General features: G+C 52.8%; 8 protein-coding genes. 2 read left to right on the forward strand and 6 right to left on the reverse strand.

The features are described 5' to 3' along the window. The first annotated feature begins 230 nt into the window (after nucleotides 1–230). Nucleotides 231–3,773 (forward strand): inverse autotransporter beta domain-containing protein, encoded by a 3,543-nt coding sequence (locus SK38_RS16645; protein ID WP_048236579.1) that lies wholly within the window; start codon nucleotides 231–233, stop codon nucleotides 3,771–3,773. Between the two features lie 433 nt (nucleotides 3,774–4,206). Then, nucleotides 4,207–8,562, forward strand: a complete 4,356-nt coding sequence (locus SK38_RS16650) for an autotransporter outer membrane beta-barrel domain-containing protein (RefSeq protein WP_048236581.1) — start codon at nucleotides 4,207–4,209, stop codon at nucleotides 8,560–8,562. A gap of 216 nt (nucleotides 8,563–8,778) precedes the next feature. Here the strand turns inward: SK38_RS16650 and iolB are convergent, their stop codons facing one another. Genes iolB through SK38_RS16680 form a run of 6 tightly spaced genes read right to left on the reverse strand, consistent with a single transcriptional unit; the run spans nucleotide 8,779 to nucleotide 16,158 of the window. Next, nucleotides 8,779–9,597, reverse strand: coding sequence for a 5-deoxy-glucuronate isomerase (gene iolB, locus SK38_RS16655; RefSeq protein ID WP_048236583.1), 819 nt, complete (start codon nucleotides 9,595–9,597; stop codon nucleotides 8,779–8,781). Nucleotides 9,598–9,606: 9 nt separating this feature from the next. Continuing rightward, nucleotides 9,607–10,497 carry a myo-inosose-2 dehydratase gene (iolE, locus tag SK38_RS16660; RefSeq protein WP_048236584.1) on the reverse strand — a complete coding sequence of 297 codons (891 nt, stop codon included), beginning with the start codon at nucleotides 10,495–10,497 and terminating at the stop codon, nucleotides 9,607–9,609. 14 nt (nucleotides 10,498–10,511) lie between these two features. Then, entirely contained in the window at nucleotides 10,512–12,416 is a 1,905-nt protein-coding gene (locus SK38_RS16665; protein WP_048236586.1) for a bifunctional 5-dehydro-2-deoxygluconokinase/5-dehydro-2-deoxyphosphogluconate aldolase, read from the reverse strand. A gap of 12 nt (nucleotides 12,417–12,428) precedes the next feature. Continuing rightward, nucleotides 12,429–13,562, reverse strand: a complete 1,134-nt coding sequence (locus tag SK38_RS16670) for a Gfo/Idh/MocA family protein (protein ID WP_048236587.1) — start codon at nucleotides 13,560–13,562, stop codon at nucleotides 12,429–12,431. Between the two features lie 8 nt (nucleotides 13,563–13,570). Then, nucleotides 13,571–14,599, reverse strand: a complete 1,029-nt coding sequence (locus SK38_RS16675; protein ID WP_003826102.1) for an ABC transporter permease — start codon at nucleotides 14,597–14,599, stop codon at nucleotides 13,571–13,573. 11 nt (nucleotides 14,600–14,610) lie between these two features. Then, on the reverse strand, nucleotides 14,611–16,158 hold the full coding sequence (locus SK38_RS16680; RefSeq protein WP_008785559.1) for a sugar ABC transporter ATP-binding protein: 1,548 nt from the start codon (nucleotides 16,156–16,158) through the stop codon (nucleotides 14,611–14,613). Nucleotides 16,159–16,178: the final 20 nt, after the last annotated feature.

Raw genomic sequence — 16,178 nt, forward strand, 5'->3', positions numbered from 1 at the left:
ATCCCTACAGGCTTAAAATCATCACGATAAAAAGAAACGTATTTTTTAAATACATTCGTCATTTAAACGTTCGACATCGTTAAACAGCCCACAATGCCGCATAGTGTAAAAATATCCAGTTAACTTCTCCATGAACAACTCTTGAATTTTCCTACTAAATACATATATTACGCATCCCGTTCAGTACATGAAATAACCTTTGATTTTTTTAATTGATATTGGAGTTACAAATGTCAAATAAGAAAATTTCGCGGAGCAATGGGGCAACAGGCCCCGTTAATAAGGTTGTCGCATGGTCAACAATCGCTTTGCAGGCTCTGTATCCTGCCCTTCTTAGCTTCACGCCAACCATCAGCCATGCGTCAGCCGTTAAGGCATCGCAGGCCACCGCAGAACAGCAAGAACTGCGCGGTCTGTCTTCTCTCGCCGCGCAGGCTGGCAGAAGTATTGAAAACGGCCATGCGGGCAGTTTTGCTGCCAATACCGTCTCAGCACAGGCAACGAAGGAGGTGGTAGAGTGGCTACAGAAGTACGGTAATGCGCGTATTCAACTCAACGTCGATGACGCTTTCTCGTTGAAAGATTCGGCGTTCGATTTCCTTTATCCGTGGGTTGATACAAAGCAGCATGTTTTATTTAGCCAGACATCGCTTCACCGTACCGATGACAGAACCCAAACTAATATCGGTATGGGTTATCGCTACTTCACGGCGGATAATTCAATGCTTGGCGCAAACTTATTTTATGACTACGATTTAAGTCGTCATCACGCACGTATGGGTGCAGGCGTTGAGTATTGGCGAGATTATTTACGCGCAGGCGCAAATGCTTATTTAAGATTATCAAAATGGAAGGATTCCCACGATCTGGATGATTATCAGGAACGTCCGGCGGATGGATGGGATATCTATACCCAAGGTTGGTTGCCATCGTATCCGCAACTGGGCGCATCGCTTAAATATGAAAAGTATTACGGCAAGAATGTCGGCCTCTTTGGCAGCAATCATCTTCAGGAAAATCCGTACGCCTTTACAGGCGGGATCAGCTATACGCCGGTTCCGCTAGTTACGCTTTCCGCTGAACACAAGCAGGGGCAGAGCAATACTCATGATTCACGCTTCGGCATAGAGATTAACTATCGCCCCGGCATCCCGCTGGCGAAGCAGTTGGACAGCGACAATGTTGCGTTAATGCGCGAAGTTCAGCACGGACGCTACGATTTTGTCGAACGAAATAACAATATTGTTCTGGAATACCGCAAAAAATCGGTTCTGAAAATCCGCCTGCCTGAAAGCGTACAGGGGGAAGGTGGCGCCGTTATTCCGGTGACTATTTCGCTGGATAAATCCCACTGGGGCATTCAGTCGGTAGAGTGGAACGATAGCGCATTTACCGCCGCTGGCGGACGCATTTCCGGTAGCGGCACATCATGGCAACTGACGTTACCCGCTTATACACCAGGCGGCACTAATCACTGGCAAATCGGTGCAATGGCGCGAGATGTTAAAGGAAACGCCTCTAACTATGCGGTGATGGACGTGACGGTGACGAGGAGTTCGGCCTCTGTCGGCACAATGGATTTTACATTGAACGGCGAGCAGCAACCGATCATCGCTGCTGACGGGAAGTCACAGCATCCGGTTACGCTGGTGCTTAAAGATACCAATGGTAATCCGTTAACAGGACTTGCACATGACATTGAGTTGTCTTTAGCGTTTACACCTGACGCACAGAGAAATCGTGAGCGTTCGGCACAGGCTCCAAAGCTTGGTGAAGTGCAGGAAACCCGCTCCGGGGTGTATACCGCCACGCTGACGCCGGGTTTAACGGCGGGGACGGCACGCATAACCGCTAAAGTTCTGGGTAAAACAGAAACCCTGACGGTGAAACTAAAAGCGGTTTCCGCAGAGGCGGCAAAATCGACATTCACGGTAATGCCCATGGAGCAGGTCGTTGGACACCCGATTAGCCTGGCGTTAGAAGCAAAAGATAAAGACGGGAATGCCATCACCGGCGACGACAGCTTACGTTTTTATGCTGTTTCAGCCAGCGGCGAGGTCCGTTTTACTGCCGTAGAAGAGAAAGACGGCGTGTACAGCGCTAAGGCAACGTCTGAACTGGCTCAGGCGACACGCATTGGTGTGACGTCACAAAAACATGATTTCTCCGGGCTGGAAAAACAAGCCAACTGGATTGCCGACAAAACGCAACCGGTGGTGCAGGCTTTTAACCTGACCAGGGACAATGCGCTGGCGGATGGCAAACAGAGTAATGTCGCGGTCGTTACCCTGACCGACCGTTATGGGAACCCGCTGTCCGGATACACGGTCACCCTGGCGTTACCGCCACAGGTTAAGATCGCGAATGGGGAGAACGTTGTGAAGACCGATGCCAAAGGTGAAGCAAGATTCTCACTGACCAGTTCAACGCCGGGAACTTATGATATTACGCTAAGCGCGGGGAACATCAGCTCATCGCTAAGCGTAACATTTGCCTCTGCAATGGAGGGGGCAACATTGTCTCTGACAGCCAAAGACAATGGCGCAATCACCAATATTGCAGCAAACGGCCGCGATGGTGCCACGCTTGAGATCATGCTCAACAATACCGCCGCGTCGGTTGAAGGGCAGAAAGTGGAGCTTATCGTCACGCCACAAGGGCTCGTGTACCCGGAGAAAATCACCACCAATAAAGACGGTTACGCGACGGTAACGTTAACTACGGTTAAGGCAGGTCATTACACCGTTAATGCCAGGGTTACAGATGGGCAGCACAGCGTTGAGTCCTCAAGCGTTGACCTGGAATTCGTACCTGATATTAACAGCGCAGTGCTGAATTTGACCGCACCGTCTGAGAGCATTGTGGCAAACGCATCAGCGGCACATGAAATTCAGGTACAGGTTGTCGACGGTGAAAACAACCCATTTAGTGGTGACGTGCACCTGACCAGTTCCCCTACCAGTGGATTAAAACTGGGCCAGTCCGAACTGACATTGGATGAGAAAGGAATGGCATCAACAACCTTTATTGCCGCAGAAGCCGGGCACTATCAATTGCAGGCAACCTTCATCAAAGAGGGTAAACGCGTTACGGCGAGTAAGGCGATTGAGGTGGTATCGGATCTACAAAATGCCGCGTTGACGATCGAACCGTCAACGACATCCGCCGTAGTCAGTGATGTGGATAACGTGGCGTTTACCCTGCATCTGACCGATACATCAGGGAACAGCGTCAGCAACCGTAAGCTGAAAATTACGGCTACAGGCCCATCGCCACGCGATCCTCTGGTGATTGACAATACGCTTGTCACCACCAATGGTTCCGGTACTGCGACTGTAAATGTCCACGGTAATAAGGCGGGTCGTTACACGCTGACCGCCACATTGGCTGAACACGGTAGCAATGTCTCGGCAAATGCTTCGCTAACGCTGAATGCCGATGCCCAGAATCCAGTACTCACTCTGGAGCAGGATCCTGGCTATGCCGTTGCCAACCTTGAGCCGGTAGGCTTTATGGCCCGGTTGCAGGATAAATTCGGTAACCCGTTAAACGGCAGTGTCGAATTTAGCGCAGGCAGCAAAGCCAAACCCGGCAGCGGAACCTTTACGATGACGCCGGATAAAACCAACTTTAAGTTAGGGAATGCTTACTCTGAACTGAGAACGGATACGGCCGGTGTAAGTTGGGTGAGAGCGAAGGCGACGACGGGAGATAAAACATTGGAAAAAGTACTCACCGTCTGGGTAGTTGAGAACCATCAACCAAATTTCTGATCGGGATATAAACAGGAGATAGCCGCAGCGTGGCGGCTATCTCCCTTTCTATATATTGTCCACGCGTCCTCTACCCACTAAGACTCAGAACTGTAATAGCTTTAGCAAAGCTAAGTTCACTCTCGATGATTCCCCTTTCCCCGTTGATTTGAAAACAAGCAGCAATATAATAAAGGGGCTGGAAATATCGACAAAACCTCAGGTAAAATATTTCCAACCAGATGGCTATATTATCAAAATTAATTTATCACGTGACAAACTACGCAGGGAGACTTGAATCGAGTATCCGGTATCGATGTTTACATCACATTAATGACACGTGACATATATCATCAATTCGGAGATCTACATTTTCACTCTCAAAAATGTATCCCGATAAATATTTCACCCCAAAAGTGTTAAATTTTTATTATGATTATTTTGCGGAGAGTTTATGAACAAAATATATCAAATAAAATGGAGTAAAGTCCGTAATTGCTGGTGTGTGTGCTCCGAACTGGGAAGGAAGAACACGAAAAAAAAGTCCAGGGCGTTATTAGCCGGTGCTGTAGCGCTATGCTCATCAATGGCTTTTGCTGATGATATTGATGTCATCACAGATAACACCATTGATTTTGGCCAAAACAGTCACTCCATTAATTACCATATCAATGTAAAAGATAACGCCAACCTGGTGATTAATGCGCCGGACTCTCGCCCCCGCCTGACCTTCACATCAGGTGGTGGGCTGGATATTACCCAAGGAACAGTGCGTATCAATGGTGAGCTAAACGTTCTGCTGAGAGGTACGGGTTACCTTAACGTGTCCAATGCAGGCAGCGAACTCTATGCTGACGACTTATATGACAGCGCATCAGACAACTGGCGAACTGGCGGTTATTTTAACGTGTCTGATGGCGGTAAGATTCATGTTAAAGGGACCAGTCGTCTTACCTATGAAAGGGGAAACATTAGCGGCGAAGGTAGCCAGGTAAATACTCAAACATTCTTCATGGGTGTTTTCAAGAGCTACGGTGGCGATCAATTCCTGTCGGTTAATAACAAGGGAGAAATTAACGCCAGTGAGAAATTAAGTCTGGGGTATTTTAACCAAGACTCAAATACCACTTTAGTGGTATCAGATATGGGGAAAATCTCTGCTCCAGAAATTAGCTTGAGTACGAACTCAGAATTAGCATTAGGCGCTCAAGAAGGAGAGAAAGCTAAAGCTGCTGGGATTATTGACGCCAAGAAAATAGAATTCGTTTGGGCTAGTACGGACAATAAAAAAATCACACTGAACCACACCAGTGATAACGCCAATATAACAGCTGATATATCAAGCGGCAGTGAGGGGCTGGGTAATATCAATGCGCTTAATGGCACAACGTTTTTGTCCGGAGATAACTCAAAATTTAGCGGCAAAGTAAAAATTGCCAAGAATGCCACCCTTGGGGTTACGCAGAACCTGGGAACCGCTGATATTAGCAATAGCGGCAAACTCTTGCTGAACGCTCAAGATGACATGGAGTTCACCAATAAGATTACGGGGAACGGTATTATCTCCGTCGGCGCCGGAAATGTGGCGTTAATGGGTGATAACAGCGCCTTTAAAGGCAAGATCAATGTTGAATCGGGTGCCGTTGCGACCGTGTCCGATCAGAAAAACCTGGGCTCTGCCGGGTTATCCGTTGCCGGGAAACTGCAGCTCAATAGCACCAGCGACTGGTTGTTTAACCACAAGATTTCTGGGTCCGGCATCCTGAGTGTCGATACGGGAAATCACGCTTTCTCTTTTAAAAATAGCACAGCGACCTCTGGGTTCACTGGTGCTCTGGCGTTACAGAATACGACATTCAACCTGCAGGGAACCAACACCGATTCTCTTGCAAAAGCAGGGCTGATTGCAGGAAAAGGAAGTGAAATTTCACTGGGCACTGGCACACAGTCCATTGGAAGCCTGGCCTTTTCTGGCGGTACCATTGAGTTTGGTAACATTACCCCCGGCATACACCAAACCGACAAAATGGTGAATGTTAAAGATCAGTTAGACCTGACTGGGTCTGGTGCTGTGCAGGTGAATCCTGTGGGCGTAGTGGACGCCATATCTCAGGGTATTGATACCGGTCTCTCCTTAATGGAGCAGGAAGACGCCAATGCGGAAATTAAGCTGGTTTCCACCAATTCAGCAACCGTTGTAACAGGAGATGCCGGAAACCTGCAACTGCAAGATCTGAACGGTAACGCGATAACAGATGCTGTTCAGCATGACATCAGCCAGGACGGACAGGTTGTAGCAAAGGGAACGTATGACTATCGCCTGACCAGTGGGCAAAATCATGACGGCCTTTATGTGGGCTACGGTCTGACACAGATTGAATTACAAGGACAGGGTCAGAATGCATTGATCCTGAACGCCAACGGAAAAACCGGAGCGGCTGCGGAATTGAGTTCCCGCCTGACCGGCTCCGGGGATCTGGCGCTCGACAGCCAGAAAGGCCACACAGTTTCACTGTCAGGTTTGAATAATGATTACACCGGTCTGACCGATTTGCGCAGCGGTAATCTACTGATGCTCAATGATAATGTACTGGGCCATACAGCAGGTCTGCAGATGGCAGAAGAGACCGTTTTGGATATGAATGGGCATAGCCAGACGATTGGGCAGCTAACCAGCGCGGTGGGATCAGTTCTGAATATTAATGGCGGTAGCCTGACGATTTCTAACGGCGGAACATCCGCAGGAGCATTGGTCGGCAGCGGTAATCTGAATATAGATAACGGTGTCTTTAGCGTGAAGGGCAATAATGCGTCCTTAAGCGCAACAACGACCATCGCTTCCGGCGCAGAGGTCACTCTGGATAATGTTCAGGGATTGGGGACCGGGGAGATTATTTCCGATGGCCACCTCAATCTCAATGCCGTTGAGGGACACTTGTCCAACAACCTTAGCGGTAAGGGTGAAGTTTCATTCAGCGAATCTAACGTCGCTCTTGAGGGGGATAACAGTGGATTTAGCGGCCAGCTTAACCTGGATAAAAACACACAATTAGTGGCGTCAGCCGCCGAACATCTGGGAGAGGCGACCATTCATAATCAGGGTGACATGATCCTTAACAGCTTGGATGACTGGACCATGCAAAACCAGGTCGATGGCAGCGGTAATGTCATCAAGCAGGGTCAGGGCACTATCACTCTGACTGCAGATTCCACCTATACCGGCACCACTGATATTCAACAAGGGGGTCTGATGCTGGGTCAGGAGGATGCACCTGTTACCTTAGCGAGCCAGCAGGTCAATATATCTTCTGCCGGTATGCTTTCAGGCGCGGGAACGGTACTAGGCAGTATCCATAATGCCGGACTGTTTGTTGCCGGAAATGGAGCATCAGGCCACTTTACTGTTGGCGGAGATCTCACCAACCAGGGTGCGATATCTTTAGGGAATATTGGACAGTCCGCAGGCAATCAGCTGATTGTTGAAGGAAATTACCACGGCGACAATGGTGTTATTAATTTTGATACGGTTCTGGGGGACGACCGTTCAGCCACCGATAAGCTTATTGTAAAAGGTGATACCACTGGTAATACTCAAGTCAGTGTCACCAATGCAGGAGGCCAGGGTTCACAAACTCTGGAGGGGATTGAGCTTATTCATGTTGATGGCCGTTCTGATGGTGATTTTACTCAGAGCGGGCGTATCACTGCGGGCGCGTATGATTATTCATTGGTTCGAGGTCAGGGGGCTAACAATAATCACTGGTATCTGACCAGTCAGTTGAATAAGCCTGAAATACCCGAAAAACCGGTTTCGCCCACAGAGCATATGCTTCGCCCGGAAGGAGGGACCTATACCGCGAACCATGCTGCCGTAAACACCATGTTTAACATGCAGTTACACGCTCGCTCGGGCAAAGCTCAGTACACAGATGTGTCAACCGGAGAGATGAAAACCACCGGTATGTGGATGCGTCAGGCAGGTGGCCACCAAAGTTGGTATGACGGTAGCAGCCAATTACGTACTCAAAGTAATCGCTATGTGATGCAACTCGGCAGCGATATCGCGCAGGGCTCAACCAACGGGCATGATAGCTGGCGTCTCGGGATCATGGCCGGGTATGGTCATGACAATAATCAGACCCGCTCATCAGCAACGGGTTACACCTCGCGAGGTAGCGTCAATGGCTATAGCACTGGCCTTTATGCTACATGGTTTGCCGATAACACCGACCATAAAGGCCTGTACCTCGACGGTTGGGCACAATATGGATGGTTTGACAACCATGTAAAAGGTGAAGGACTGGCTTCTGAGTCCTATAAATCCAAAGGTCTGACAGCTTCTGTTGAAACGGGATATACCTTTAAAGTTGGCGAATTCTCTGGCAGCAAAGGAACCGTTAATGAGTGGTATGTTCAACCGCAGGCGCAGGTTACCTGGATGGGGGTCAAATCTGATGACCATCGGGAAGCTAACGGAACGCGTATCGAGATGAATGGTAACGGTAATATTCAAACCCGTCTTGGAGCCAGAGCCTACCTGAAAAGCTTTAATAAAATGGATGAGGGCAAAGGCCGCGAATTCCAGCCATTTATTGAAGCTAACTGGCTCCATAATACACGCAGTTTTAGCACTAAAATGGACGACGTTAGCGTCAGCCAGGAAGGTGCACGCAATCTGGGAGAGATTAAACTGGGTGTCGAAGGCCAGATTACACCAGATTTAAATCTGTGGGGTAATGTGGGCGTCCAGATGGGAGACAACGGTTATAACAACAGCTCGGCAACGTTAGGACTGAAATATCATTTCTAATTAGCCCTCAACAAAAGATAGCCGGGGTGTTTTCGAGAGCACCCCGGCTACTGCCATAACCTCAAATATATCGACGCTTGGATTATTCTCATGGCCAGGCGAGCTATGAGAATAATGAGCACTTAAATAGCGCCAACCGTCATCCCATTCTTCCCCCTTTTACTCATCAAAAGGAGGGAAAAAAACGACTCGCAGTTAAAAAAGCCATTCATGACCTTACTTATCAACCGGATAATCCCTGTTAATCCACACATGTTCATCTTCCCAGGTAAACATCCATTTGCGAACCGGGCCGGCCATCACGTTAAGGTAGTAACTGTCATATCCCGCCAGGGTTGCCACCGGGTGATACCCTTTCGGCACCATCACCACGTCGCGGTTATAGACTGCCATACACTCGTCAAGCGACCGGTCATCGGTGTAGACCCGTTGCATACAGAATCCCTGCGGCGGGTTGAGGCGATGGTAGTAAGTCTCCTCCAGATAGGTTTCCTGCGGGGGATTATCGGTGTCATGCTTATGGCTTGGGTAAGAACTGGTACAACCTTCGTTGGTCCACACCTCCACCACCAGCAGGCTATCTGCGGGTTTATCTTCCGGTAAGATGTTGTGCACGTAGCGCTGGTTGTGGCCTTTGCCGCGCGCTTCCCCGTCGATATCCTTAGGTGCGATCAGCCGTGTTGGGTGCGTGCCTTTCCCCGGTGCAGCGCAGACCGCCAGCTCCAGTCTGGTCACCGCCTGAACCTGTATGGTTTCACCAGAAGTGACATAAACCGCCCACGGTTTGATACGCTCGAACGGACTCATCCGTTCACCGATATCCGTAAAAGTTGCGCCCGGCGTGGTGACGGTCGCGCGTCCGGCAACCAATACCAGACAACGTTCTTCGCTGACGGCGGGCAGCGTAAGCTGCTGCCCTTCCTCCAGTTCATACGCTCTAAAGCCAACATATCCCCAACCGGCGCTTTCCGGCGTCACTGACTGCGTACACCCTTGCGCGTCCGGCTGCTGCCAGCGTGATAATAAACGTGACATATCACCTCCTCAGATAAGCCCGGCATCCCGCGCCAGACGGCTAAGGTTGTTATAGCCCAGACGCGCATACGTCAGCGGATGCGCGATGGCTGGATCCTGCTCCGCCTCCACCACCAGCCACCCCTGATACTGGTTCGCCTTCAGCAATGCCATGATTGGCGGATAGTCAACGCAGCCATCTCCCGGCACGGTAAAGACGCCGCTCAGCACCGCATCAAGGAAGCTGGTTTTGCGGTTTTTGACATCCGCCAGCACGTCGGCACGTACGTCTTTGCAGTGAACATGGTTGATACGTGATGCCCAGCGCTGCGCCACAGCCAACGGATCGGCACCCGCAAAGGTCAAATGCCCGGTGTCGAGCAACAAGCCAACTTCATCACCGGTATTCGTCATCATATTATCCACATCTTCAGCAGATTCAATCACCGTTCCCATGTGGTGGTGATAGGCAATCTGTACCCCCTGCTGCTGGGTGTAGCGCGCAAACTCGGTGAGTTTTTCACCGTACTCTTGCCAGCGCTCTTGCGGGAAGCGCGGACGCAGATGTACCGGCGTCTGCTGCTCGCCGTGAATGCAGCCACTGACTTCGGCAAAGACCAGCACCTTCGCTCCCAGTTCGCGCAGTAACGTCAGGTGCGATTGCACAGCGGCAATCTCCTCCTCCACGCTGCGTTCCAGCAGACGTCCGGAGTACCAGCCGGAAACCAGTTGCAGGTCGTGGCGCTGCAAAATGGGGCCGAGCAGTCGCGCCTCACGCGGGAATTTGTTGCCCAGTTCGAAACCAGCAAATCCAGCCTCTTTGCCCTCGCTCAGACACGTATCAAGCGACGTCTCAGCGCCCAGTGAAGGAAGATCGTCATTCGTCCATGTCAGTGGATTAATACCTAATTGTACCGTCATCATCTTCTCCTGAATTATGCTTGTCCGCGCTCGCGCCACCAGGCGATAAGCTGCAGGTAGTTATCTTTAATGCGCGTCACCAGCTGCGCATCGTCAATATCGTGTTTCAACCACGCGCGGGAAGCGTCGCCGAACAGCGTGCGTCCCACGGCAAATCCTTTCACCACCCCATGACCCGCAGCCGCTTTAAAATCAGCACGCAGTTGCTCTGCCGGAGCGTCCAGACCCAGGATCACCACGCCACGGCAGTGCGGATCGCGCCGTTCGATAATGTCACTCAACGCCGTCCAGCCAGCAGAAGTCAGCGGTGGGAGTTTCCACCAGTCGGGGTAGATCCCTAAGTTGTAGAAACGGGAAATGGCGCGCAAATACAGTTCATCACTGCGCGGCATACTGGCCGGTAAAATCACCTCCAGCAGCAGCTCATGACCGGACTGGCAACAGGCGCGGTACACCTCAGCGATTTTCTGTTCTTGTTCCAGACGCAACGCGTGGGCATCTTCCGGATGGAAAAAGACCAGACACTTCACCACATGTTCCTGCGGCCAACTGATGAGCTGCGAGCCTATATTGCCGTGTTCCATCTCCAGCGGGCGCGACCCCGGCAGTTCGATAGGGCGACCTATCCACCAGCCCTCTCCGGTTATCGCATTCAGCGCATCCTGACCAAACGTACCATCGCACAGCAGCCCGGCCTTGCCCTCCAGCCCGGCGCTGTTGGCCGCTTCACGGCTGGCCTGCAAAATAAGCTGTTTCAATGCCGGAATACGCTTCAAAGACGCGCCGCACTGCAACGCCATCTCTTCCAGTTGGCTACGGTGATCGAAGGCCATCACGCACAGTTCCGGCCATGTGCGACGACGGGTCGTCACGCGATGCAAATGGTTGAGATGCGGATCGAGATCCGGACGCGGAACCTCTGCAGCGCGAGAAAGATAATCATCAAGCTCAACTTTGCTCGGCATCGCTGGCGCACAGCCGTGACGTGATACCACCAGTGCGCCGCAGGCATTTGCATAGCGGCACGCCTGCTCCCATCCCTCATCGTTAAGATAGCCGCGCAGCAGACCGGACATAAACGCGTCCCCTGCCCCCAGCACGTTCAGCACCTCCACGCGCACGCCGGTCACCGTCAGGCCATCGTCAAGCCGGGCCGGGATGGCGTCGGTATACACCGAGCAGCCGAGCGCACCACGCTTGCAAACCAGCGTCGCGTGACTCACGCCGCGAACCTGAGACAGCGCCTGCAGCGTATCGGTACTGCCGCCCGCGATATGAAATTCCTCTTCGGTGCCGACAATTACATCAAAAAGATGCAGCACCTCCTGCAACTGGCGGGTGACCTGTTCGGCGGCGATAAAGCGCGTTTCGCCGTCGCCTAAGGAAGTAAGCCCCCACAGCACCGGGCGATAGTCGATATCCAGCGCCGTACGCACGCCGTGACGCCGGGCGTAAGCGAGCGCCGTCAACACCGCCTCGCGGGTTTGCGGATGAGAAAGATGCGTCCCGGTGATGGCAAGACAACGAGCAGAAGCGATGTACTGTTCATCAACATCGCTGGCGGTAATCGCCATATCCGCGCAGTTATCACGGTAAAAAATCAGTGGGAAGGTGTCCCGGTCTTTAATGCCGAGTAGCACCAGCGCCGTCAGGCGGTCTTTATCAGTGATCAGATGGCTGGTATCGCAGCCTACCTGGTTTAATTCTTCACGCAGGAAACGGCCCATATGTTCGTCGCCAACCCGCGCCAGCATTGAAGAACGCAGTCCCTGGCGTGCCGTGCCGTAAGCCACGTTGCCGGACGAACCACCAAGATATTTGGCAAAGCTCGACACATCTTCCAGGCGTGCGCCAATCTGCTGACTGTAGAGGTCAACCGCCACGCGGCCCATGCATATCACATCAAACTGCTTTTCCACGTTGATACCTCTTCAGACAATGTCGTTCACGTTCAGCCAGCGGCCTTCCTGGTGCGAGAGTGCGATAGCGTCAAGCACGCGCGACACCTTCCAGCCCTCTTCAAAGTCCGGCCACATCGGTGCATCGGCGGCAATGCCGTCCACCAGGTCGCGTACTTCTACTGTTTTCTGGTCGTTAAAGCCGATACCATGCCCGGCTCCCATGCAAAACGCGCCGTAGTCCGGGTGCGCCGGGCCAACCAGTAAAGTGCGAAACCCCTGGCGGTTGACCGGATCGTCATGCAGATAGAGCTTCAGCTCAGCCATACGCTCCTGAGTAAAACTGATGGTTCCTTTGGTCCCGGTAATCACATACGACAACCCCATCTTGCGGCCACAGGCAACGCGCGAGGTTTCAATCACCCCTTGCGCACCGCCTGCAAAGCGCACCATCGCGTGGGCCTGATCTTCGTTCTCTACCGTCACCATTTGCGAGGAACCGACTTTCGCCGGACGCTGTGGCACCACGATCTTCAGGTCGCCGCAGACCTGCTTAATATCCCCAACCAGGTACTGCGCCATATTGACGATATGCGCCGCCAGATCGCCAAGCGCACCAAGTCCGGCGGTCTCTTTAAAACAATGCCAGTGGATCGGCGCAAGCGGATCGGCCATGTAGTCTTCGTTGTGGGTGCCGTAGAAATGGATCACCTCACCAATTTCTCCGCGCTCAATGATCTCTTTCGCCAGCTGCGCCGTTGGGTTCTTCATATAGTTGAACCCCACCAGCGTTTTCACTCCTGCCCGCTGTGCAGCCTCAACCATTTCACGCGCGTCGTGGGCGTTCAGCGCCAACGGCTTTTCCGAGTACACATGCTTGCCATGGCGAATCGCTTCCAGCGCCATCTCTTTGTGTAGATGATTAGGAGAACAGATATCCACGACATCAATGGCCGGGTCAGCCACCAGCGCACGCCAGTCTCCGGTTGAGCGATTGAAGCCAAACGCCTGCGCCCGCTCGGCGGCAAGCTCTGGAGAGACTTCCGCCACCATTTCGCGCACCAGCTTGCCGCGCAGGTTAAACACCGTCGGGGCCTGGGCATAGGCGATGGCATGCGCCTTGCCGATATACCCGGTGCCAATCAATCCAATACGAACTTCTTTCATCATGATCCTCACAATGCGCCGCGACGGCTCTTGGCGTAGGTATCGAACGCCACCGCCAGAACGATAATTAAGCCGGTAATAATTTGTTGGTAGTAAGCCGAGACGTTCATCAGCACCAGACCGTTAATCAGGATGCCCATGATGATCGAGCCGATAATGGTGCCGCCAATACGCCCGTAACCGCCCATCAGTGAGGTACCGCCAATGACCACCGAGGCGATAACGCGCAGCTCAAACGAGATCCCGGCGACCGCTTCTGCACTGCCCAACCGCGCGCTGAGAATGAAGCCCGCCAGCCCTGCCAGACAGCCAATTAACACGTAGACGCTCACCAGCACGCGCTTCACGTTAACCCCTGCCAGACGCGCCGCCTCCGGGTTGCCGCCGATGGCGTACACGAAGCGCCCCCAGCGGGTTTTATGTAGCGCCAGATAACCGCCTACCGCCACCAGCGCGAATATCCAGATTGGAATGGAGATACCAAGCAGTTCGCCGCGTCCCCACCAGCGGTATCCCGCGTCGAAACCGGCAATTGGTGCGCCGTCGTTAATCACCAGCGTCAGGCCGCGCCAGATCGTCATCCCGCCGAGGGTGACGATAAACGGCGGCAGACGCAGGCGGGTCACGCCGAGGCCATGCAGAAAACCAATCGCGGTGCCCATCGCCATACAGATACCAAGGCCAATCAGCCAGCTCATGCCACCCCAGGCGTTCGGGTCGACGGTGGTGAAGTTGTCGCCCTTAATCACATACGCGGCGGTCATGGCGCAGACCGCCAGGATGGAGCCCACCGACAGATCGATCCCGGCGGTCAGAATGACAAACGTCATCCCCACCGCCATGATCCCGTAGATGGAGACTTCGGTCAGAATGTTGAAAATATTGCGTTCAGAAAGAAAATTGCTGTTCTGCAACTGAAAGAAAATCAGCAGCAGGATCATGAAAATCAGTACCCCAAAGCGCTCAAAAAAGGCAATGGGATCAAGACGTCCGCCGCGTTTGGCAGGAACCTGCGTTTTAGAAATAATCTGCGTCATGAATCACTCCGTTATGCCGCATTCAGGGCGTTGTGGTTGATGGCCATCATCGTCATTAGCCGCTCTTCATTAGCGTCGTCGCCGTGGATCTCGCCAGTCACCCGGCCTTCACTTAACGTGATGATCCGATCGGAAACCGCCATGACTTCCGGCAGATCGGAGGAGATCACGATCACCGCCACGCCCTTTTTCGCCATATCAAACAGCACCTGATGGACTTCTGATTTGGTGCCAACATCGATGCCGCGCGTTGGTTCATCCACGATCAACACCCGAGGATTAAGCGCCATGCAGCGCGCGAGGATTACTTTCTGCTGGTTCCCGCCGGAGAGCTTGCGCACCTCCTGCGCGCTGTTGACCATTTTGATCTGCAGCGCCTGGCGGTATGACTCGATCAGGGCATCCTCTTTGCGGGTATTCACGAACCAGCGCCAGTGCAGCAGTGACGAGAGGCTGGAGAGCGACAGGTTGTCGCGGATCGACAGCCCAAGCACCGCGCCCTCTTTTTTACGATCTTCCGGTACCAGCGCCAGCCCCTGATCCAGCGCAAACAGCGGATCGCGCGGCTGATATGGCACGCCATCAAGTTCAAAGCTGCCGGAAGTAAAACTGTCGGCGCCAAACAGGCAGCGGGCCACTTCAGTGCGCCCGGCACCCACCAGTCCGGCAATGCCTAACACTTCGCCAGCATGCACGTGGAAGCTAATGTCGTGCAGCGCGATACCATGCGGATCCAGCGGCGGTTTTTCGCGGCTAAGCCCCTTCACCGCCAGACGCACAGGTTTATCTTCATGGTGAGTTTCGCTGGCCGGACGGCGATTAAAGGCCACATCGCGCCCCACCATCAGGCGGATCAGCTGTTCTACGGTGGTCTGTGCAACCGCGCCATTCCCGGTGAATCGTCCATCCTGGAAAACGGTGAACTGGTCGCAGAGTTGAAAAACTTCATGCAGGCGATGGGTGACGTAGATAATGCTCACGCCACGCCCTTTAAGTTCCCGCACCACACGATGCAGGCTTTCTACTTCGCTGTCGCTCAGCGCGGCGGAAGGTTCATCCATAATGATCAGCTTTGCGTTCAGCGTCAGCGCCCGCGCAATTTCCACCATTTGCTGCTGCGCCACGCTCAGCCGGGCCACGGCCGTGGTTGGCGCAACGTTCAGTTGCAGGTAATCCAGAATCACCTGCGCTTCCTGATTTACCGCCTTTTCGTCAACAATCAGATTGCGTTTACGCGGTTCGCGTCCGAGAAACATATTCTCGGCGACGGTCATATTGGGCAGCAGATTAAATTCCTGATAAATCGTGATAATGCCCTTGTTCTGCCGCTCAACCGGAGAGTCTTCTACCGGCAATGTTTCGCCGTTGAACCAAATATCCCCGCGTGTTTGCGGCTGTGCGCCCGCCAGCGCTTTCAGCAGGGTCGATTTTCCGGCACCGTTCTCACCTAACAGCGCATGAATTTCGCCTGCTCCGACGGTCAGCTGTGCGCTGCTCAGCGCCCAAACGCCGGAAAAGCTTTTCGCCAGGTCGGTCACTTTCAGTAAGGGTTGCGACATCGGTCTGCTCCTCCTCATAG

Source organism: Citrobacter sp. MGH110, from assembly GCF_001037515.1.
Taxonomy (GTDB): domain Bacteria; phylum Pseudomonadota; class Gammaproteobacteria; order Enterobacterales; family Enterobacteriaceae; genus Citrobacter; species Citrobacter portucalensis.